Source organism: Acidovorax sp. Leaf78 (genome assembly GCF_001422735.1).
Classification (GTDB): domain Bacteria; phylum Pseudomonadota; class Gammaproteobacteria; order Burkholderiales; family Burkholderiaceae_C; genus Acidovorax.
On sequence record NZ_LMLZ01000004.1, the window covers coordinates 114,552 to 135,840 of the forward strand.

Annotated in this window: 15 protein-coding genes and 1 other RNA gene; 9 read left to right on the top strand and 7 right to left on the bottom strand. The window is 68.1% G+C overall.

Going from position 1 to position 21,289, the window contains the following annotated elements:
* Window positions 1–7 precede the first annotated feature (7 nt).
* The 3 genes from phoU to phoR all read left to right on the top strand — a co-directional run bounded on the left by phoU (window position 8) and on the right by phoR (window position 3,079).
* Window positions 8–709 (top strand): phosphate signaling complex protein PhoU, encoded by a 702-nt coding sequence (gene phoU / locus ASF16_RS05110; protein ID WP_056163712.1) that lies wholly within the window; start codon window positions 8–10, stop codon window positions 707–709.
* Between the two features lie 109 nt (window positions 710–818).
* Window positions 819–1,526 (top strand): phosphate regulon transcriptional regulator PhoB, encoded by a 708-nt coding sequence (gene phoB / locus ASF16_RS05115; RefSeq protein WP_056163714.1) that lies wholly within the window; start codon window positions 819–821, stop codon window positions 1,524–1,526.
* A 194-nt stretch (window positions 1,527–1,720) separates the two neighbouring features.
* Window positions 1,721–3,079, top strand: a complete 1,359-nt coding sequence (phoR, locus tag ASF16_RS05120) for a phosphate regulon sensor histidine kinase PhoR (protein ID WP_056163716.1) — start codon at window positions 1,721–1,723, stop codon at window positions 3,077–3,079.
* A 106-nt stretch (window positions 3,080–3,185) separates the two neighbouring features.
* Here phoR and ASF16_RS05125 read toward each other — a convergent pair whose 3' ends face one another.
* The 5 genes from ASF16_RS05125 to trxA all read right to left on the bottom strand — a co-directional run bounded on the left by ASF16_RS05125 (window position 3,186) and on the right by trxA (window position 8,996).
* Window positions 3,186–4,529, bottom strand: coding sequence for an MATE family efflux transporter (locus tag ASF16_RS05125; protein ID WP_056163719.1), 1,344 nt, complete (start codon window positions 4,527–4,529; stop codon window positions 3,186–3,188).
* A 166-nt stretch (window positions 4,530–4,695) separates the two neighbouring features.
* A complete protein-coding gene (locus tag ASF16_RS05130) occupies window positions 4,696–6,393 on the bottom strand; it encodes a hypothetical protein (protein WP_056163722.1) in 1,698 nt (565 codons plus the stop codon).
* 228 nt (window positions 6,394–6,621) lie between these two features.
* A complete protein-coding gene (locus tag ASF16_RS05135; protein WP_056163725.1) occupies window positions 6,622–6,876 on the bottom strand; it encodes a type B 50S ribosomal protein L31 in 255 nt (84 codons plus the stop codon).
* A gap of 259 nt (window positions 6,877–7,135) precedes the next feature.
* Complete coding sequence (gene rho, locus ASF16_RS05140) at window positions 7,136–8,398, bottom strand: transcription termination factor Rho (RefSeq protein ID WP_056163728.1); 1,263 nt, start codon at window positions 8,396–8,398, stop codon at window positions 7,136–7,138.
* 265 nt (window positions 8,399–8,663) lie between these two features.
* The gene (gene trxA, locus ASF16_RS05145) at window positions 8,664–8,996 is read right to left on the bottom strand and encodes a thioredoxin TrxA (protein WP_056163731.1); all 333 of its coding nucleotides are present in this window, start codon (window positions 8,994–8,996) and stop codon (window positions 8,664–8,666) included.
* 109 nt (window positions 8,997–9,105) lie between these two features.
* Between trxA and ASF16_RS05150 the strand changes: the two genes are divergently transcribed.
* The 3 genes from ASF16_RS05150 to ASF16_RS05160 all read left to right on the top strand — a co-directional run bounded on the left by ASF16_RS05150 (window position 9,106) and on the right by ASF16_RS05160 (window position 16,925).
* Complete coding sequence (locus ASF16_RS05150) at window positions 9,106–11,679, top strand: PD-(D/E)XK nuclease family protein (RefSeq protein ID WP_056163733.1); 2,574 nt, start codon at window positions 9,106–9,108, stop codon at window positions 11,677–11,679.
* A 183-nt stretch (window positions 11,680–11,862) separates the two neighbouring features.
* Window positions 11,863–15,501 (top strand): exodeoxyribonuclease V subunit beta, encoded by a 3,639-nt coding sequence (locus ASF16_RS05155; protein WP_082516751.1) that lies wholly within the window; start codon window positions 11,863–11,865, stop codon window positions 15,499–15,501.
* Window positions 15,502–15,557: 56 nt separating this feature from the next.
* Window positions 15,558–16,925: a TIGR03862 family flavoprotein gene (locus ASF16_RS05160; RefSeq protein ID WP_056163737.1), complete on the top strand. Its 1,368-nt coding sequence runs from the start codon at window positions 15,558–15,560 to the stop codon at window positions 16,923–16,925.
* Window positions 16,926–17,041: 116 nt separating this feature from the next.
* Here the strand turns inward: ASF16_RS05160 and ASF16_RS05165 are convergent, their stop codons facing one another.
* Window positions 17,042–17,686 (bottom strand): hypothetical protein, encoded by a 645-nt coding sequence (locus ASF16_RS05165; protein ID WP_235507262.1) that lies wholly within the window; start codon window positions 17,684–17,686, stop codon window positions 17,042–17,044.
* Window positions 17,687–17,720: 34 nt separating this feature from the next.
* Here ASF16_RS05165 and ASF16_RS25910 point away from each other — a divergent pair, with 34 nt between their 5' ends.
* On the top strand, window positions 17,721–18,113 hold the full coding sequence (locus ASF16_RS25910; protein ID WP_156371939.1) for a hypothetical protein: 393 nt from the start codon (window positions 17,721–17,723) through the stop codon (window positions 18,111–18,113).
* 85 nt (window positions 18,114–18,198) lie between these two features.
* Here the strand turns inward: ASF16_RS25910 and ffs are convergent.
* Window positions 18,199–18,295: signal recognition particle sRNA small type (ffs, locus tag ASF16_RS25290), an RNA gene on the bottom strand.
* A 188-nt stretch (window positions 18,296–18,483) separates the two neighbouring features.
* Between ffs and dnaX the strand changes: the two genes are divergently transcribed.
* Complete coding sequence (gene dnaX, locus ASF16_RS05170; RefSeq protein WP_056163741.1) at window positions 18,484–20,535, top strand: DNA polymerase III subunit gamma/tau; 2,052 nt, start codon at window positions 18,484–18,486, stop codon at window positions 20,533–20,535.
* A gap of 309 nt (window positions 20,536–20,844) precedes the next feature.
* Window positions 20,845–21,177, top strand: coding sequence for a YbaB/EbfC family nucleoid-associated protein (locus ASF16_RS05175; protein WP_056163744.1), 333 nt, complete (start codon window positions 20,845–20,847; stop codon window positions 21,175–21,177).
* The last annotated feature ends 112 nt before the right edge of the window (window positions 21,178–21,289 follow it).

The following is a 21,289-nucleotide window of genomic DNA, read 5'->3' on the forward strand; positions in this document are numbered from 1 at the left end:
CAACGAGATGCCCGATAAACATCTTTCCTCGCAGTTCGACAGCGAACTCAACAGCGTCTCCGCCCGTGTCATGGAGATGGGCGGCCTCGTGGAGTCGCAGATCCGCCAAGCGGTCTATGCCTTGTCCCAGTTCAGCCTGGAGGCCGTGGAAACCGTCGCCTCGATGGAGACCCGCATCAACGCGATGGAGGTCGAGATCGACCAGGAGCTGTCGTCCATCATCGCCCGCCGCCAGCCCACCGCGCGCGACCTGCGCCTGCTACTGGCCTTCTCCAAGGCCACGGCCAACCTGGAGCGCATGGGCGACGAGGCCAACAAGATGGCACGCATGGTGCGCTCCATCATCGAGAGCGGCGCCCCGCGCTCGCTGCCGTCGAGCGACCTGCGCACCGCCGCCGAGCTGGCTTCGGGCCTGCTGCGCAAGACGCTGGACGCGTTTGCGCGCCTGGACGTGAAGGCCGCCGTGGCCATCCTCAAGGAGGACGACCTCATCGACAAGGAGTTCGACGGCTTCGTGCGCAAGCTCGTCACCTACATGATGGAAGACCCCCGCACCATCTCCCCCAGCCTGGACCTGCTGTTCCTGGCCAAGGCGATCGAGCGCATCGGTGACCACTCCAAGAACGTGGCCGAGCTGATCATTTATCTGGTCAAGGGCAAGGATGTGCGCCACACTGCCCTCGACGAGATCGAGTCGGCCGTTCTGTGAGAAGAAAGGGCTTTGGCAACACCATGACAGAACTCACTCCCATGCTCCGCCGCCACGCGGGCCGCTGCTTTCTGAGCGCAGCGCTTTCTCATCTGGGGGCGGCCCAGCGATGAGAAAACTCCCACGCGTCCTCATCGTCGAGGACGAACCCGCGATTGCCGAGCTGATTGCCGTCAATCTGCGCCACAACGGATTCCAGCCCTTCTGGGCGGAAGACGGCGAGTCCGCCCAGCGCGAGCTCGATGCCGTGCTGCCCGATGTCATCCTGCTGGACTGGATGCTGCCGGGCCAAAGCGGCCTGTCGCTGGCCCGCAAGTGGCGTGCCGACAGCCGCACCAAGCCGATCCCCATCCTCATGCTCACCGCCCGCGGCGACGAGCCGGACAAGGTGGCGGGGCTCGATGCCGGTGCCGACGACTACATCACCAAGCCGTTCTCCACGCAAGAGCTGCTGGCCCGCATCCGCGCCGTGCTGCGCCGCCGCGCGCCGGAGCAGGTCAGCGACAGCGTGACCATCGGCGAGCTGGTGCTCGATGCCGGCACGTACCGCGTGACCTTCCAGGGCCAGCCGCTCAAGGTGGGCCCCACGGAGTTCAAGCTGCTGCACTTTTTGATGAAGCATGCCGAACGCGTGCACAGCCGCTCGCAGCTGCTCGACAAGGTGTGGGGCGACCACGTCTTCATCGAGGAGCGCACGGTGGACGTGCACGTCAAGCGCCTGCGCGAAGCCCTAGGGTCCGCGTCCGTCATGGTGGAGACCGTGCGCGGCGCAGGCTATCGCCTCACGGCGCAGCCGCAGGTGCAGTTGCAGGCCTGATATCCATTTGCCTTCAAAAATATAAAACCCGTTCACGCTGAGCTTGTCGAAGCGCCGCGCGAGGCTTCGGCAAGCTCAGCCCGAACGGCATTAAATGATTGAACGCAAATCCGTATGAGCTTGTTTTTCTTGCTGTCTTGAACGGGGCGCACGCGTTGCGCCCCTGGTGTTTTTGTAAAGGCGTTGCGGACCGGATGCTGTGGCGAATTACGTATTTTCTGCTCTGGCAGATTGCGGGCGGTAGCCTGGGCTGGTGGCAGGGAGGGCCGTGGGGCGCCGCACTGGGTGCCGCGCTGGCCGGGTGGGCCTGGTTTGTGTGGGACCTGCTGCGCGGCGCGCGCGTGCTGCGCTGGCTGCGAACGGGCGATTTGACCGACGTGCCGTCCATGCGCGGCATCTGGGGCGAGGCGGCCGACCGGGCGCGGCGCCTGCTGCGCCGGCAGGAAGCGCAGATCCGCGACAGCCAGGACCGGCTGCAGGAGATCCTCGCCGCCCTGCAGGCCACGCCCAACGGCGTGGTGCTGCTCGATGCGCAGGGGCGCATCGAATGGTGCAACCAGATGGCGGCCAACCAGTTCGGCTTTGATGCGCAGCGCGACGTGATGCAGTCCATCGGCAACCTGGTGCGCGACCCCGAGTTCACCGCGTATTTTTCAGAGCAGAACTTTGCGCACGACGTGGTGCTGGAAGGGCGTTTCAGCACGCCGTCGCGACCGGTGCGGATTTCGGTGCACCTGCACCCCTATGGCGACGGGCGCACTTTGCTGCTGTCGCGCGACGTGACGGCGCTGGAGCAGGCCGACGCCATGCGGCGCGACTTTGTGGCCAACGTGTCGCACGAGATCCGCACCCCGCTCACGGTGCTGACGGGCTTTGTGGAAACCCTGCAGACTTTGCCCTTGAATGCGGACGAACGGTCCCGCTACCTCGGGATGATGGCCCAGCAGGCCCAGCGCATGCAGAGCGTGGTGCAGGACCTCTTGACCCTGTCCCGGCTGGAAGGCAGCCCGCCTCCCGGCATGGCCGAATGGACACCCGTGCAGGCACTGCTGCAGCGCTGTGAGGAAGAAGGACGCGCGCTGTCGGCACTGCTCACGCAGAACCAGCCGAGGCACCATGTGATGGCCTTTCCGGGTGCCGACACCTTGCGCGCCGAAGGCCAGATCGCCGGCGTGCCTGCCGAGCTGCAAAGTGCCCTGTCCAACCTGATCAACAATGCCGTGCGCTACACGCTCGCTGGGGGCTCGATCACGATTGCCTGGCAGCGTAAGGACGATGGCAGCGCCGTCTTTTCGGTGCAAGACACCGGCCCCGGCATCGCACCCGAACACATTCCCCGCCTGACCGAACGCTTCTACCGCGTGGACCGCAGCCGCTCGCGCGAGACCGGTGGCACCGGCCTCGGGCTGGCCATCGTCAAGCACGTGCTGCAGCGGCACGGCGCCACGCTCGAGATCACCAGCACATTGGGCAAGGGCTCGGTGTTTGCGGTGACCTTCCCGGCCAACCGGCTGCGCGGGTTTGCGCTGCCTGCCGCAGCGGTCACGGCCTGATGCTGATCTGATGCGGCCAGACGCGGACACGTTCCGACTGATGCGTCTTGGGTGCTGCCCGATTCGTATCTGACGACGGGCCGCTCAGCGCGCCATCAAGGCGGTTTCAGCTGCGCTGGGGCCGGTGAACGGCCCGCCACACCATGCCCATGAACAACGCCGCCGTCGCCAGCAGCGCGGCCGCACTGGCGGACCAGAAGGGCGTGGGCGATGGGGTCACCGCCCATACGCCCGAGCCGTGGTACGCCCACAGGTAGCCGCCGCCCAGACCCGCGCCCCACAGCAGCACGCAGTACACCAGCAGCGGCGCCACCGTGATGCGGTAGCAGCGCAGCACGAAGACGCACAGGGTCTGCATGGCGTCCGCCAGGTGGTAGGCGGCCACCCACACCAGCACACCCCCGGCCATGGCCACCACGGCCGCGTTGCTGGAGTAGATGCTGCCCAGATGGTGTCTTGCTATGAATAACGTAGCTGCCAGCGCAATGGCAGCAAGCGCGGCAAGCTTGAAACCTAACAAAACCACCTGCCGGGCACGCGCCGCGTCACCCGCCCCCAGCCAGTAGCTGGTGCGTGCGCTGGTGGCAATCGACAGCGACAGCGGCACCATGTAGAGCACGGCCGCCAGGTTGGAGGCGATCTGGTGCGCGGCCGATGCGATGGTGCCCTGGCGCGCAATGAACAGTGCCATGAGCGTGAAAGAGGTCACCTCCACCATCACCGCCAGCCCCGCGGGTACGCCCAGCCGCGCAAAGCTGGCGATGGTGGGCCAGTGGGGCGGCTCGATGCGCCGCCACAGTTGCAGTGGCTCGTAGATGTCGCGCGTGCGCAGCAGCCAGACCGCCAGGCCCAGCATGCTGCAGTTGACGACCAGCGTCGCCCAGGCGCAGCCCACCACGCCCTGCGCAGGCAGCCCCAGGCCCCCGAAAGTGAACCAGATCGACAGCGGCAGCTTGATGAACAGCGAGCCCACCTGCAGCCAGGTGACCAGATGCGGGCGGCCCAGCGCCTGGTTCAGCGTGCTGTAGATGCGAAAGAGCAGGGCCGGTGGCAGCGCCAGGGCCAGCACCGCCAGATAGCGTCCCACTTCGGCGCGCAGGGCGGGAGGCACTTCCGTCCAGCGCAGCAAAGGGCTGGGCGACAGCAAAATGGCCATGCCCACCGCCGAGGCCGCGGCACACAGGTACAGCGCCTGCCGGAACGAGCTGCCGATGGCTGCGGTCTGTTGGGCGCCACGCTGCTCTGCCCACACGGGCAGCAGCGCCTGCAGTACGCCGATGAGCGCTACGTACACGCTGATGAAGATGGCCGAGCCGACCGACAGCGCGGCCAGCGAAGCCTCGCCGTAGCGGCCCGCGACGATGGTGTCCGTCACGCCGAACGCCATGACGGCCAATTGCCCGGTCAGCACAGTGATGGCGTGCCGGGAGATGGTGGATAGCTCGGACATATCAGTTTCTTGTTGTTCTGCACGCGGCTGTCAGCGCTCGCAGGCCTTGCGCCCACAGCATGCGGCACGCGGCGCGGTTCAGGCCGGCAGGCGCCGTCAAAGCGGATTTGCCCAGCCGCTGGCGTCCGTCCGCTTTAAGGACGGTACTCACCGGCCGGGGAGTGTGTCACCGCGCTGCGCGCCGGAACACCAGGAGGTGATCGTTCTTGTCGGTAGGGCGCGGCACCACGGCCATGCGCTCCCACCGGGCCGCGTTGACCATGCGCTCGGACGCGGGCCAGGACTCCATGTCCGCCACCAGCCAGTTGCACTCGTCCTGCAGGCCCGCGCGCTCCAGGGTGAGGTTGCCGTGGTACTGCAGCGCGGCCACCTGCGCGCGGCTCAGACCCACGGTCTGCACGCAGCCCGGGTCGGCGCCCAGCACTGCTTGCACCGCGCGCACCTGCGGGCCGTAGCTGCGGGCGTAGTCCAGCAGCGGTAGCCACAGCGTCATCAGCAGCACCCAGCCTAGCGCCGCGCCGCCAGCGGGCAGCACCAGGCTCTTCCAGATGGGCGCGCGGTCGCGCGAGGCGCGCCACCACACCAGCACACACCAGCCGGCAGTCGCCGCCAGGGCCACCACCAGCGCCAGTGCAGAAAACTGCGGCACGAAGCCGGGCGCGAGCTTGGCCACGTTGGCCGCCGGCTTGGCCGGAACACCCGTCTGCATCGCGATCCAGATCACCCAGATGGCCAGGGCCGACACCGTGAAGAACAGCAGCGTGAACCAGTCGATCAGCGCGCCCACACTGCGCCGCAGGGTGGGCAGGGCAAAAGCAGCCAGCGCAGCCAGCGCCGGCAGGCCCAGCAGCAGCGCCCGGTCCGCCGGCTGCGTGGTAAGCGTGGCGGCAATCGATACGGCAGAAAACCACAGGGGCAGCAGCAGGTGCCGATGGCCTTGCCGGCTGAAGATCTGCTTGCGCCAGCGCCACAGGGTCCACAGGGCCAGGGGCCAGGCGGGCCAGCCAAACCACAGCAGCAGCCGCGCCAGGCTTTGCCATTCCTTGCCGCCAGAATTTGCGCCCACGATCCGCCAGCGCCACAGGTCGAGCTTCCAGGCGACCAGCGCAGCCACCACGGTGATGGCGGCCAGCGCCAGGGTCCAGGGCAGGCGGCGGTCGGTGCTGCTGCCCGGGGCCAGCACCACCAGCACCACGCTGCCCACGCCCAGCAAGGTGGCCAGCGCCGGGGCGCCTGCGAGCGTCAGGCCCAGCATGCCCACCACCAGCGCGATGGCAGGGGCCACGGTGCGGTGGGGCATGGCCGCTACGGCAAAGAAGAGCAGGGCAGTGCAGCTGAGCTGCACCAGGTAGCTGGTCACCTCGTGCGACAGCTGGGCCAACCCCAGGCAGGCGATCAGGGCGAGCAGCGCGCCGTCGGCGATCGCGCGGGCATAGTCGGGCGGGTTGGCCTCGCCGCCAAACGCAAAGGCCACTGGCTGCGCGCCCGGGCTGCGTGCCAGGTAGTACACGCCGTACCAAGTGGCCATGAGGGTGATCACCAGCAACGCGGCAAAGGGCACGCGCACCGCCATCTCGGGCGACAGCAGCCACGATGGCGTGATCTGGATCGCCCAGGCGCCCAGCCAGTAGGGCAGCAGCCCCTCGGTCTCGGGGGCCATGCCGCCCAGCAGGGGCGCCAGCCACGGCGTGCGCTGCTGCGCCAGCTCCAGCATGTAGCCGAATGCGGTGACATCCGCACTCTTCCAGGGATCACGGCCCACGAAGCCCGGCACCACATAGGCGATGCACAGCAACAGCAGCGCCCACCGCGGCAGGGGGCGGACGGCGCTTTGGGTCACGATGGCGGGGGTGGGAGGAGTCACGCGTCAGAAAGGCAGCAAAAGCGGAGCCGTCGAGAATAAGCGCAAAAACGCACCAAAACGATACAGGATGCAGGGACCGCCAGCGTCGGGATCAAAAACTCCCGCGTTCTTGTCCCCGCCGGCCCGTGGCCAGCGCGGTGATGCCCACCACGAACCAGCCGCTGCAAAGCAAAAAGGCAGCACGGTTGCCCGGGCTGCCTTTTGTGGCGGTAACGCGCAGGAGGCGAATTACTTCGCTGCGGTCTTGCCGAAACGGTTGCGGAAGCGCTCGACGCGGCCACCCATGTTGTCCACCGACTTTTGCGTGCCGGTGTAGAAGGGGTGCGACTCAGAAGAGGTATCCAGCTTGAACAGCGGGTATTCCTTGCCTTCGAAGGTTTCGGTTTCCTTCGTGTTCACGCACGAACGGGTCACGAACTTGAAACCGTTGGACAGGTCCGAGAACAGGACTTCGCGGTAGTTGGGGTGAATGCCTTCTTTCATGATCAATCCTTGTCAAGTGCGGGAGCCGTGCTGAACCCGGTGCAACCTTTGCGCCGTGGAACATCCAGCGTACTTTCCGCAGAAAAAGCCCTCTATTATGGCACAGGGCAAATATGTGTCTTTTTCAACGTCGCTGCGCATCCGTCATAGCGATGGAAACCGGCGCGGCCCAAGACCAGTGCCACCGTGGAACTGGCTCTGCCAGGCCACGGGTGGCGTCCCCCTCCCGGGGAAGGCGCCAAAGGCGACTCAGGGGGGCTTACCCGCCTCTTCTCATCATGTCGAAAAAGTCCACGTTGGTCTTCGTGGCCTTCATGTTCTTGATCATGAGCTCCATCGACTCAATCTCGTCCATGTTGTACATGAACTGGCGCAGGATGCGGGTCTTTTGCAGAATCTCGGGCGCCAGCAGCAGCTCTTCGCGGCGCGTGCCGCTCTTGTTGAGCTCGATGGCGGGGAACACGCGCTTTTCGTACAGGCGGCGGTTCAGGTGGATTTCGCAGTTGCCGGTGCCCTTGAATTCTTCAAAGATCACTTCGTCCATGCGGCTGCCGGTGTCGACCAGTGCGGTGGCGATGATGGTGAGCGAGCCACCTTCCTCGACCTTGCGCGCCGCGCCGAAGAAGCGCTTGGGGCGCTGCAGCGCGGCGGCGTCCACACCACCGGACAGCACCTTGCCGGACGACGGCACGACGTTGTTGTAGGCGCGGGCCAGGCGGGTGATGGAGTCAAGCAGGATCACCACGTCCTTCTTGAGCTCGACCAGGCGCTTGGCGCGCTCGATCACCATCTCGGCCACGTGCACGTGGCGGGCGGCGGGCTCGTCGAAGGTGGAGGCGATGATCTCGCCCTTCACCGTGCGCTGCATTTCGGTCACTTCTTCAGGGCGCTCGTCCACCAGCAGCACCATCAGGTGCACATCGGGGTTGTTGGCCGTGATGGCGTGGGCGATGTGCTGCATCATCACCGTCTTGCCGCTCTTGGGCGGGGCGACGATCAGCGCGCGCTGGCCGCGGCCGATGGGCGCGATGATGTCGATGATGCGGCCGGTGATGTTCTCTTCGCCCTTGAAGTCCCGTTCCAGGCGCATCTGCTCCTTGGGGAACAGGGGCGTCAGGTTTTCGAACATCACCTTGTGCTTGTTCTGCTCTGGCGGGCCGTCGTTGACCTTGTCGAGCTTGGTCAGGGCAAAGTAGCGCTCGCCGTCCTTCGGCGTGCGCACTTCACCTTCGATCATGTCGCCGGTGTGCAGGTTGAAGCGGCGCACCTGGCTGGGCGAGATGTAGATGTCGTCCGTGCTGGCCGTGAAGCTGGTGTCGGGGCTGCGCAGAAAGCCGAAGCCGTCGGGCAGGATTTCCAGAACGCCATCGGCAAACACCTGCTCGCCGGCTTTGGCGCGCTTCTTGATGATGGCAAACATCAGCTCCTGCTTGCGCATCCGGCCGGTATTTTCGATTTCGAGTTCTTCGGCCTGCTTCAGGACTTCAGACACGTGCAGTGCCTTGAGTTCGTTTAAGTGCATGGAGTGACTCCTTGGCGGAGCTGGTGTGAATCTTGGGGGAGAGGGCAGGTGCCGGGAAAGCTGCTGTTTGCAGGCCTGGCATGCCGTGGATCTTGTTCCGGCTGCCAATGCGTGCAGGCCGGTGATCGGAAAGAATTATGACAGGAAAAAAATCGGGATATTCAGGGGCTTGCGATTTGATCGTTTGCCCGCGCTACCCACCGTGCGCAAGCCCACAGAAAAGAATGCCCCGCCAGACTGCCAGGTCTGCGGGGCATGGGGAGGATCAGGCCAGTTGCTGATCGATGAAGGCGGTCAGCTGGGCCTTGCTCATGGCGCCGACCTTGGTGGCGGCCAGTTGGCCGTCCTTGAAGAGCATCAGGGTGGGGATGCCGCGGATGCCGTACTTGGCGGGGATCTCGCGGTTCTCGTCCACGTTCATCTTGGAGATCTGCAGCTTGCCCTGGTAGGTGCCGGCCACTTCGTCCAGGATGGGGGCGATCATCTTGCAGGGGCCGCACCATTCGGCCCAGTAGTCCACCAGCACCGGGGTGCCGGCTTGCAGCACGTCGGCGTCAAAGCTGGCGTCGGAGAGATGTTTGATGAGTTCGCTGGCCATGGCGTATTCCTTGTATCTGGGCGGGTTGCGACCGGGGTACGTATAAAGTCTGGGCATTGTGACAGAAACCAATCCCACGTACACCGGTGTGGCCGGGCCCTGTGACGCTATGACTGTCATAGCGAAAACCGATCAGTGCACCCTCTTGTGGCGGCGTGTTCTGGCCCAGGTCGCCCACCACATAGTGCAGTGCGCAGCCCACCCCGCGCGCACGGTGGTGCTGGTGCCGTATGCGCAGCTGATGCCCTGGGCACAGCGGTATTGGGGCATGGCGCACCCGGATGGCTTTGCGCCCCGGTTCGAGACCACGCGCAACTGGGCGCGCCAACTGGCGGCTTTCGTGCCGCAAGGGGACGACCTGGCGGGGGACGTGGCGCGCGATACGCTCACCGCGCGCCTGTTGCTCGACAAGGCCGGTTTGTCGGCGCAGCGTGATGTGCTGGCCACGCCCCTGCAGGAGGCGGCGGCCCAGCTGGCACCGGCAGTGGCTGCCGTGACGCCGTCGCAGCGCGAGGCCTGGGGCGAGCAGGCGCGCGCACTGCTCCCGCCCGCGGACGAAGGCTCGGCCCTGCGGTTCGAGGCCGTGGTGGCGCGCATTGCGCTCGAATGGGTGCTGGCTTCGCGCCACGCCACCGACGTGCTGTTCGAGCCCGGCGTCGCAAGATCGGTCGACGCGCTGGTGCTGCTGCCCGGCTTTCAGCCCGATGCGCTGGCGCAGACCCTGCAGGCGCATTGGGGCGACAAGGCAGCGTCGCTGTCGCTGTGGAACCCGTCTGCCGACAGCCCCGCGGTCGGCCGGGGCCACGTTGCGCTGCACGCGGCGCAGGACGCCGAAGACGAAGCCCAGCGCGCCGCCGCCTGTGTGTTGGCGCACCTGGCCGCGGGGCGCATTCCGGTGGCCCTGGCCGCCAACGACCGCGCGCTCACCCGCCGCATCGGGGCGCATCTGGCCAGCGCCGGCGTTTCGGTGCGCGATGAAAACGGTTGGACCCTGTCCACCACCCGGGCCGCGGCGCGCCTGATGGCCGCGCTGACCGCCTGCGCGTGGGATGCGACGTCCGACGCCGTGCTGGACTGGCTCAAACACGTGCCCAGTGTCGACACCACCTTGCTCGCCCGGCTGGAGCGCGCACTGCGCAAGGCCGCCATGGCATCGTGGGGCCATGCGGCACAGCACGACTGGGCCAGCGTGCCCGAAGTGGCGCCTGCAGTGGCCCAGGTGCAGACCTGGCGCGACAGCCTGCGGGCCGCGCGGACCTTGCCGGAATGGCTGCAGGCCCTGCGTGCACTGCTGGTCGACACCGGTCAATGGACCGTGCTGGAGGAAGACGCCGCCGGCGCGCGCGTGCTGTCGGCCCTGCGCCTGCAAGACGGGCAAGAGGCAGAGCTCGACGGCTGGGGCGAGGGCGCAGGCCGCCGCATGACGCTGGCCGAGTTCACGCGCTGGGCCAATGAAGTGCTGGAGGCCGCCCGCTATGTGCCCATGCACACCGGCGACGCACCCGTGGTGGTGCTGCCCATGCCCCAACTGCTGGCGCGCCCGTTTGCCGCGCTGGTGCTGCCCGGCTGCGACGAGAAGCGGCTGCAGGCCGCGCCAGAGCCTCCGGGCGAGTGGACGCAGGCGCAGCGCGAAGCCTGGGGCCTGCCCACGCGGGCATCGACAGAGATGGCCCAGCGTGCCGCGTGGCAACACGCGCTGCAGACCCCCGCCGTGGATGTGCTGTGGCGCACCGGCGACGAGGGCGGCGAGCCCCTGCTGGCCAGCCCGCTGGTGCTGGCCTTGCAGCTGGATGGCCAGGCACCGTTTGGCGTGGACAGCCGCACGCAGCGCACGGTGGACGCAGCCCCCACCGAGCGGCCCCAGCCCCAGGGGCATCGACTGCCCGTGCTGCGCCTGTCGTCCACGGCGTATTCCGACCTGCGGCATTGTCCGTACCGTTTTTTCGCGCTGCGCCAACTGGGCTTGCAGGAGTCCGATGAACTGGCCGCCGACGTGGACAAGCGCGACTTCGGCAACTGGCTGCATGCGGTGCTGCAGCACTTTCATGAGGCGCTGCTGGCCGACCCGGTGCAGAGCCCCGCAGAGCGCGTGGCCCGCATGGACGCCGCCTCCCTGGCCGTGACGCGCCAGCAGGGCCTGGGCGCGGGCGACTTCCTGCCCTTTGCGGCCGGCTGGCCGCAGGTGCGCGACGGCTACCTGCGCTGGCTGGCCCAGCACGAGCAGACCGGCGCCCACTTTCGCCAGGCCGAGCTGCGCACCACGCAGCCGCTGGGCAGCCTGGAGCTGATCGGCACGCTCGACCGCGTGGATGTTGTAGACGCCGTCAATGCGGTGGCTGCGCAGGGCGATGCTTCCACGTTGGTCATCGACTACAAGACCGAGAACGACACCGTGACGCGAAAGCGCATCCAGTCCGGCGCCGAGGACACCCAGCTCGCGTTCTACGCCGCGCTGCTCAGCCACGACACGCTGCGCGCCGCCTATGTGAACGTGGGCGAGCGCGGCGAGACGCAGATGCACGAACAGGAAGAGGTGGTGCACCTGCGCGACCTGCTCGTCGAAGGCATACAGCACGACTTCGAGCGCATCGCCGCGGGGGACCCCTTGCCCGCGCTCGGTGAGGGCATGGTGTGCGAATACTGTGCGGCGCGCGGGCTGTGCCGCAAGGATTTCTGGAAATGACGAGAAGGCACCCCCCTGAGGCGCTGCGCGCCTTCCCCCCTCTCTCGGCTGCGCCGGGAGGGGGGACGATGCCAGCGCGGCGGGGCGGCCCTTGCGCGGCATCTCGCGCTGGGGGCGCGTCGGTATCGCAGGTCAGGGGCAACGTGGCGGCTGGTATTGCGGCAGGAAAAGTGGATTCCGGAAATGACTGAACAAGCCGCCTACGAACACAACGGCCGGCCCGTCTCGCGCGAGGCGTTTTACGCCATCGCCTGCGACCCGCAGCGCAGCGTGGCGGTGGAGGCCTGCGCGGGCGCGGGCAAGACCTGGATGCTGGTGTCCCGCATGCTGCGGGCGCTGCTCGACGGCTGCGCGCCGCACGAGATCCTGGCCATCACCTTCACCAAGAAGGCCGCGGGCGAGATGCGCCAGCGGCTGCAGGAGTGGCTGGAAGCCTTTGCCCATGCCCCGCTGCCCGACCTGACCCGCGAGCTGATGGCGCGCGGAATCAGCCCCGAGGGCGCACTGGACAAGCGCGAGGCGCTACAAAATCTATACCGCCAGATGCTGGCCAGCGGGCGGCCGGTGCAGATCCGCACCTTCCACAGCTGGTTTGCGGCGCTGCTGGGCACGGCGCCGCTGGCCCTGCTGCAGTCGCAAGGTCTGCCCGCGCACTTCGAGCTGCTGGAGGACGACGCCGAGGCCGTGCGCGAGGTCTGGAGCCCCTTCCTGCAGGCCGTGGCCGACAGCCCGGGCCTGCGGGCCGACTACGAAGCCGTGGTGGCCCAGCACGGCCGCTCGCAAACGCACAAGGCCCTGGCGGCTGCGCTGTCCAAGCGGGTGGAGTTCGACCTGGCCGATGCGGTCGGCGTGGTGGATGCCTCGGTGCCGCCGTTCCAGGCTGCGTACCCAGACCTCGCAGGCTGTAACGACCCGGCCGATGCGCTGCAGGGCGATGCCTGCCACCAGCGCTGGCTCGCCCGCGCCAAGGCCCTGGGGGCCGAAGCCAACAAGACGCCGCAGAAGGCGGCCGACGCCATCATCGACGCGCTGGCGTGTGTTGACACGAACCAACGGCTCGACCAACTGCGCCGCGCGATGTTCGTGGCCAAGGAAGACCGGCTGTCCAAGAACCTGGAGAAGTTTCCGGCCGCCCAAGAGGCCGAGCCCGAGTTGCAGCGCCTGCTGGTCGCGCGGCGCCAGCACGCCGCCTGGCAACACCAGCAGCGCATGGCGCGCCTGGCGCGGCGGCTGATCGCCGAGTTCGCCGCGGTGAAGAACCAGCACGGCTGGGTGGACATGAACGACGTGGAGCGCACCGCGCTGGTCATGCTGTCCGACCCCATCCTGTCGGGCTGGGTGCAGGAGCGGCTGGACGCCCGCGTGCGCCACCTGCTGGTCGACGAATTCCAGGACACCAACCCGCTGCAGTGGCAGGCACTGCACGCGTGGCTGTCGGGCTACGCGGGCTCGGGCGGCGGCGCCACGGCGCCCAGCGTGTTCATCGTGGGCGACCCCAAGCAGAGCATCTACCGCTTTCGCCGCGCCGAGCCGCAGGTGTTCATCGCGGCCCAGGCATTTGTGCGCAATGGGCTGGCGGGCGACCTGCTCAGCTGCGACCACACGCGCCGCAATGCCACCGGTGTGATCGCCGCCGTCAACCACGTGATGGGCACGGCGCAGGCGCAGCACGAGACCACGGGCTTTCGCGACCACACTACCGAGTCGACCGACTCGGGCACCTTGCTGCGCTTGCCGGCCATCCTGCCCGCGGATGCCGACGATGGCCCCGGCGCCGACCCCATGGCCTGGCGCGACAGCCTGACCGAGCCCCGCCACGAGGCCGAGGAAACCCAGCGCATGCGCGAATGCACCCAGGCCGCCGCCTGGGTGGCCGCGCAGATCGCGCAGGGAACGCCGCCGAACGAAGTGCTGGTGCTGGCCCGCAAGCGCGACCGCCTGGCGGCCATGCAGGACGCCCTGCGCGCCCTGCACCTGCCGTGCGTGCAGCCCGAAAAAGCCGACCTGTTCGACGCGCCCGAGGTGCAGGACATCGTGGCGCTGCTGGACGCGCTGGTGTCCACCGGGCACGACCTGTCGCTCGCGCGGGCGCTGCGCTCGCCGCTGTTCAGCCTGCCTGACGACGCCCTGGTGGCGCTGGCCCTGCTGCGCCGCCAGCCGGAGCACGCTGGCACCAGCTGGTTCGATCTGCTACAAAAAACAGAGCTGCTAGCGCCCGACCATCAAGCGGTAGGGCCTGTTTTGATGCAATACAAAGCCTGGGTGGACAGCCTGCCGCCGCACGACGCGCTGCACGCCATCTACCAGCACGGCGATGTGCTGGCCCGCTTTGCCGCCGCAGCGCCTGCCACCCAGCGCCTGGCGGTGCAGGCCAACCTGCGCGCGCTGCTGTCGGCCGCGCTGCAGCACGATGGCGGCCGTTACCTGACGCCCTATGCCTTTGTGCGGGCCATGAAGCGCGGCGGCGTGCGCGCGCCGGGCCGTGCCGATGCCCAGGCGATCCGCCTGCTGACCGTGCACGGCGCCAAGGGGCTGGAGGCGCGCTGCGTGCTGCTGCTGGACACCGACACGCGCTCGCAAAAGGCCGAGACCATGGGCGTGCTGGTGGACTGGCCGGGCGAGCAGACCGCGCCCACGGGCTTCGTCTTTCTGGCCAGCGAATCGAGCCCGCCGCCCAGTGCGGTGGACGTGCTCGCCACCGAGCAGCAGGCCCGCCAGCGCGAAGAGCTCAACATGCTCTACGTGGCCATGACACGCGCCAAGCACTGCCTGGCGATCTCGTCGGTGCAGCCCAGCGTGTCGGCGCCGGGCAGCTGGTGGAACCGCCTCACGCCGCTGATGAAGGATGTGGACATGGCCCGGGGCGGCGAGCCTCCGGGCGGTGCGCACGAAGGCCTGGAGGGCGCTGGAGAGCTTGCACAGGGCGCCGCATCGCCCGCGCGCTTCACGCTGGCCGAACTGCCGCCCGTGCCCGAACACCTGGGCATGCCCGCCGCCAGCCCCGCAGTGGCTGCTGCAGATTCACCCACCGTCAGCGCGGTGGACCTGGAGCACGGCGTGGCGACACCGTCCACCCCTGCATCGCGCCTGGGCGAGGCCATGCACCAGTTGCTGGAGCAGTCCGGCGTGGCCGGCGCGCCGCTGGCCGACCTGCGGGCTCACGGCTGGCCCGCCGTGCGCGTGGCCCGCCTGGCGCAGGACTTCGACATCGCCCCCGCCGCAGCCCGGGTGGCCGCGCAGACCGCCCAGCGCATTCTGGCGGGCGAGGGCGCCTGGGCGTGGGACTCTGATGCCGTCGACACCGCCATTAACGAGGCCCCACTGCGCCACGGCGGCCAGAGCCTGCGCCTGGACCGCCTGGTGCACTGCACGCAACCGGCCGAGCGTGCCGGCTGGTGGGTTCTCGACTACAAAAGCGCCGCCGAGCCCGAGCGCCAGCCCGCATTGATGGCCCAGCTGCGCCGCTACCGCGACGCAGTGCAGCGCCAGACGCCGGGCGAGCCTGTGCGTGCAGCTTTCCTGACAGGCGATGGGCGGATAGTGATCGTGCAGGAGGGCACTGCAGACGTTGCAAGGGTTGCCGCGCCTGCCGTGGAGGCACTAACAGCCGCCGTGCTGGCGCAGGCAGCACCAGCACCAGCAACGGTGTTGGCGCAGTCAGCCTCCGCTGGCCCCGCCCATCCCGCCCCCCCCGCGGGGAGCGGCGAGGGCATCAGGCATACTCCGGCCCCCGCCGCGCCGCCTGCAGCGCCCGCGCCCACATCCACGCCCGCTACGCCCGCGGGCACCGACTCCGATTCGCCCCAGCGTTCACTGTTCTGAACCTGGCACGCCGCTATCCGCTACCGCCACACGCTCCCCTTCACAAGGTTTCCTTCATGACAACAACCACGCCTTCTTCGCCCGACCCGGTGGCCGACCTGCACTGCGACGTCGCCGTGATCGGCGGCGGCCCCGCCGGCTTGATGGCGGCCGAAGTGCTGGCGCAAGGCGGCGTTGGCGTGCATCTGTTCGACGCCATGCCCTCCGTGGGCCGCAAGTTTCTGCTGGCCGGCAAGGGCGGGCTCAACCTCACGCATTCAGAGCCGCACGATGCGTTCGTCGCACGCTACGGGGCGCGCCAGCCCCAGGTCGCGCCGCTGCTGCAGGGCTTCGACGGCCCCGCGCTGCGCGCCTGGGCACAAGGCCTGGGGGTGGAGACTTTTGTCGGCACCTCGGGCCGCGTGTTCCCGGCCGACATGAAGGCCGCCCCGCTGCTGCGGGCCTGGCTGCAGCGCCTGCGGGGGCAGGGCGTGCAGTTCCACATGCGCCACCGCTGGCTGGGTTGGGCAGGCGATGGCGCACTGCGTTTTGCTGCTCCATCGGTGGGCGCCGAGCCCGCCGAATCCACCGTGCGCGCGCGCGCCGTGGTGCTGGCCCTGGGCGGCGGCAGCTGGGCGCGCCTGGGGTCCGACGGCGCCTGGGTGCCCTTGCTGGCCGATCGGGGCGTGGCCGTGGAGCCACTGCGGCCGTCCAACTGCGGCTTCGACGTCATGCGCTCTGCTGCGCCCACCGGCGAGACCCGCCGCGAGTTTCTGCAGGAGCTGCTCGGCCGCACACCCGCCCCCACCGTGGGCTGGACGCCGCACTTTGCCGAACGCTTTGCGGGCCAGCCCTTCAAGACCGTGCAACTGAACTTCACCGACAGCCAAGGCCGCACCTTCAGCCGCCGCGGCGAGTTCGTCGCCACGGCCACGGGCGTGGAGGGCAGCCTGGTCTACGCCGTGTCGCACCTGCTGCGCGACGAAGTGCAGGCCCATGGGCACGCCACCTTCCAGCTGGACCTGCTGCCCGACCACAGCCCCGAACGCGTGCTGGTCGAAGTGCGCCACCCGCGCGGATCACGCTCGCTGTCCAGCCACCTCAAAAGCCGCCTGGGGCTGGACGGCATCAAGGCGGGCATCTTGTACGAACACTTGGGCAAGGACGGCGTGAGCGACGCCGTGGCCCTGGCCCACGCCATCAAGGCCCTGCCCATCACCGTGGTCGCCACGCGCCCGCTGGACGAAGCCATCAGCACCGCAGGCGGCGTGGCCTTCGAGGCGCTCGACCCACACCTCATGGCCACGGCCGTGCCCGGCGTCTTCTGCGCCGGCGAAATGCTCGACTGGGAAGCCCCCACCGGCGGCTACCTGCTCACCGCCAGCATGGCCAGCGGCCGCGTGGCCGCCGAAGGCGCCCTGCGCTGGCTGGCGCAAGGCGTTTAACAGGTCGGCCTTCAAAACTGGCGCTCCGCCAATGCCAGCGCCACCGTGGATCCGGCTCCGCCGGTCCACCGGAGGCGTCCCCCTCAGGGGGAAGACGCGCAGCGTCTCAGGGGGGGTCAGAATTTCGCGCGGTAGTACAGCATGGGCCCGCCCTTGCGCGCCCGCAGCACCAGGCGCGAACCGCCCTGCAGCTGCACCCCGATGGCGCCGAACTCCGGCACCAGGCCGCGGGTGCGCGACGAAGCCCACTGCATCTCCACACGGGTGCCGTACACCGGCTGCTGCTGTTGCCAGATCAGGCCCATGGCATCGGGCGACTGCGACAGCTGCGGCGTCTGTGCCCAGGCCGACACATCCAGGTGCCGGCCGCTGTCCAGGCGCGAGCGCCACCGCACGCCCAGGTCCAGGCTGGTGGGGGCGACCGCGCCATTGCTGTTGTTGAAAGCGCTGGCATTGGAGGAGAGCGCACTCGCCGACGGCGCAGCCGACGTCATCCCCAGCGAGAAGCCCACGCTGCGCGGCGCATCGGGCGTAAGCCAGCGCGTCACGTCGATGTGCTGCGTGGTGTTGGCAAAAGCGCTGGCTCCACTGGCGCCAGCGGCGCGCTGGGATGCGTTGCTCCACGCGACATCGCCCAGCTGCGGTAGCAACAAGCTGTTGACTTCGTAGGCCGTGGGCGACGCGGCGGTGCGGGTTTCGGTCTGCAACGCCAGCATGGCTTCGTCACCGAAGGTGTTGGTGTCTGCCGCAAAGGCAGGCATTGCGAGCGCCAGGGTGAGGCACGGAGTCATCAACGTGCTCGCCCGCACCGTCACGGCGGTGCGCGGGGCGGCACTATTCGTTGAGCGGGCTTTGCACAACCCAAGAATTTTTGTCGCCGCGAATGGTCGGTTGGAAGACACCTGCGCTGTGTGGATGTTTGGCATGGCGGCACCCATGAAAAGAAAGGATGAAGCGATGCAACAAAGTGTGCAGCGAGGCCTTTTTGGGGTTCAGCATCCATCGCCTCAAAGCCGCGTGGGAAATCGCCGACATTTCGGGCGCTCCGTGGGTGCGGTGTCGGGGTGTTGGGGCAGGCGTATGCAATGGCTGAGCGTCAGCGGCGCTGCGCACAATACGCGCTACGCCGTGCCTTGTGCGCATCGACGCGCAAAGGCCAGAGAGTTTGGTCAGAAGGAACTGATGTAAATCCAGAGCAGCACCAACGGCACTCTGGCGATCTTTGCGCCGCCTGCAGAGGTGCAGCGCGGCATAGGCAAAGACAAAAGAAGAAGTTGACGAGCCTTACCCCCGGCACTGACTCCACAGTTAGGGCTGCTTGGTTCCCCACCTGACCCGGTTGGCCGCTTCACCATGCGGGGAGGCCCGTCACCCACGATTGTACGCTGGATGCGGGGCCGCTTTGGGGTGGGCGGGCATGGCCCCAGCCCCCAAAAGGCTTCCACCCTTGGGCCGGGCCCCCGTCGGTGGGGCTTGCCGCAGGCGCAAGCCCGAGTGGTCGGGTGCCCCATCACCGGGGACTGCCGAATCGCCCGGCCCAACCCGTAGAATCGACCGAATGTCCTATCTCGTGCTCGCCCGCAAGTACCGTCCCCGCAATTTCACGGAAATGGTGGGGCAGGAGCACGTGGTGCAGGCGTTGACCAACGCCCTCACGCAGCAGCGGCTGCACCATGCTTACCTGTTCACCGGTACTCGGGGCGTGGGCAAGACCACGGTGTCGCGCATTCTGGCCAAGTCGCTCAACTGCCAGGGTACGGATGGCCATGGCGGCATCACCGCTACGCCCTGCGGCGTGTGCCAGGCGTGCACCGACATCGACAGCGGCCGCTTCGTGGACTACACCGAACTGGACGCCGCCTCCAACCGCGGCGTGGACGAGGTGCAGAGCCTGCTGGAGCAGGCCGTGTACAAGCCGGTGGCGGGGCGCTTCAAGGTCTTCATGATCGACGAAGTGCACATGCTCACGAACACGGCATTCAACGCCATGCTCAAGACGCTGGAAGAGCCGCCCGAATACCTCAAGTTCGTGCTGGCCACGACCGACCCGCAAAAAGTGCCGGTCACCGTGCTGTCGCGCTGCCTGCAGTTCAACCTGCGGCCCATGGCGCCCGAGACCGTGCTGGACCACCTGACCCGCGTGCTGGCGCAAGAGAACGTGCCCGCCGAACCCCAGTCCCTGCGCCTGCTGGCGCGTGCGGCGCGCGGCTCCATGCGTGATGCGCTGTCGCTCACCGACCAGGCCATCGCCTTCGGCAGCGGCCAGCTGCAGGAAGCCGGCGTGCGCCAGATGCTGGGCGCGGTGGACCGCTCGTACGTGTTCCGCCTTATCGACGCCCTGGCGCAGGCCGACGGCCGGGCGGTGGTGGAAACGTCCGATACGCTGCGCCTCAACGGTTTGTCTGCTGCTTCCACATTGGAAGAAATGAGCGCGGTGCTGCAGCGCATGGCGGTGTTCCAGGCCGTGCCGCAGATGGCCAGCGCCGTGGACGCCAACGACCCTGAAGCCGTGGAAACGGCCCGCCTGGCCAGTGTGCTGCCCGCCGACGAAACCCAGTTGCTGTACAGCCTGTGCCTGCACGGGCGCGGCGAGCTGGGCCTGGCGCCGGACGAATACGCCGCGTTGACCATGGTGCTGCTGCGCCTCCTGGCTTTCAAGCCCAGCGGCGAATCGGCTGAAAAAAAAACTCTGACGCGGGCTGAAACCGCCCCGGTGCAGGTCCCCGCAGGACCTGCACCGGTCGCTGCGGCTGCTCCTGCTCCGGCGGTGACGCACGCCGCGCCGGCCGTCGTGCGGCCCGTGGCTGCTGCAGTGCCTGCTGCGGCACCAGAAACCGCTGCCGTCGCGCCCCAGCCACCGGCAGTGCAGCCCCCCGCTGCGGCCGCCGTGGCCGCCGCGCCGTCTCCTTCCGCGCCACCGGCAGCGCCTGCCGCCGCGATGTCTGATGATGATGCATCGTCGGAACCGCCGCCCTGGCCGGGCTCCGACGAAGAGGCGGGCGGCGCAGTGGTCGCGGTGGCGCCCGCAGCCTCCGGCACGGCCATGGCCTTGCCTGTGCGCGATGCCCAAAGTTTTGAGCGCAATGCCCGCCCGCCGCAAGCTGAATCAGCGCAAGGCGCTCCTGAATTCGTAGCAATACCCGTGCGTGTGGCGCCCGAGCCCGGCGCGCGCATGCAGCCCACACCCCATTCGGCCCCGGTGCCCGTGTCCTCACGCTACACCCCCACCGAAGAGGGCGACGTGTGGCACACCACCGTGCAGCAACTGGTGGCGGCAGAAGCCATCACCGCCCTGGTGCGCGAACTGGCCCTGCAGTCCCAGCTGGTGGCGCGCGACGGTGCGCACTGGCTGCTGCGGGTGGAGCGCGAATCGCTCAACCAGGCCACGGCCCGCGAGCGCCTGCGCGCTGCGCTGGAGAATGCCGGGCATGCCAGCCAGATCAGCGTGGAGGTGGGTGTGGTCATCGACAGCCCCGCGCGCCGCAACGCCGCGGCCGCGGCCGAGCGCCAGCGCCGCGCCGAGGACATCGTGGCCAACGACCCCTATGTGCAGTCGCTGGTGCGCGACTACGGCGCGAAAATCGTGCCGGGCAGCATCAAGCCGGTGTAGAGGATGAAGCTCCCCCTGAGTCGCCCGTGCACCCCGGGGCAGCCGCCAGAGGCTGCTGCTCTTCGGGACCGTCCAAGCCTGCGCGGGCAGGCTTGGAGTCGCGGACCTCAGCCCCTCTCTCGCTGCGCGGGAGGGGGACGCACTCGGTGGCCTGGCGGAGCCAGTTCCACGAGTGCACTGGCCTGTGGAGCGCCCGTTTCTGAGGCTTGCGGCGTTGCAAAGCACAATGTTGTTTGTGCATTTCAGATACCGAATTCAGGCCCCTTCAGGGGCATCGATCAACCAGAAAGAAAGCAAAGGAAACACACCATGTTCAACAAAGGACAACTCGCCGGCCTGATGAAGCAAGCCCAGGCGATGCAGGACAACCTCAAGAAGGCCCAGGACGAGCTGGCGTTCGTCGAGGTGGAGGGCGAATCCGGCGCCGGCCTGGTGAAGGTCGTGATGACCTGCAAGCACGACGTCAAGCGCATCACCATCGACCCCAGCCTGCTGGCCGAAGACAAGGACATGCTGGAAGACCTGGTGGCGGCAGCGTTCAACGCGGCGGTGCGCAAGGCGGAGGAGACTTCGCAGGAGAAGATGGGCAAGCTGACGCAGGGGATGCCAGGCCTCCCCGGCGGCATGAAATTCCCGTTCTGAGGATGGCTACCGAGCGGGCGATCTGCGTCGTTGGGCGGTGCTCGGAATCCTCACGTACTTCAAGTACGTTCCGGTTCCTGCGCTCCGTCCGCCTAGCAGCTCGCTACGCCCT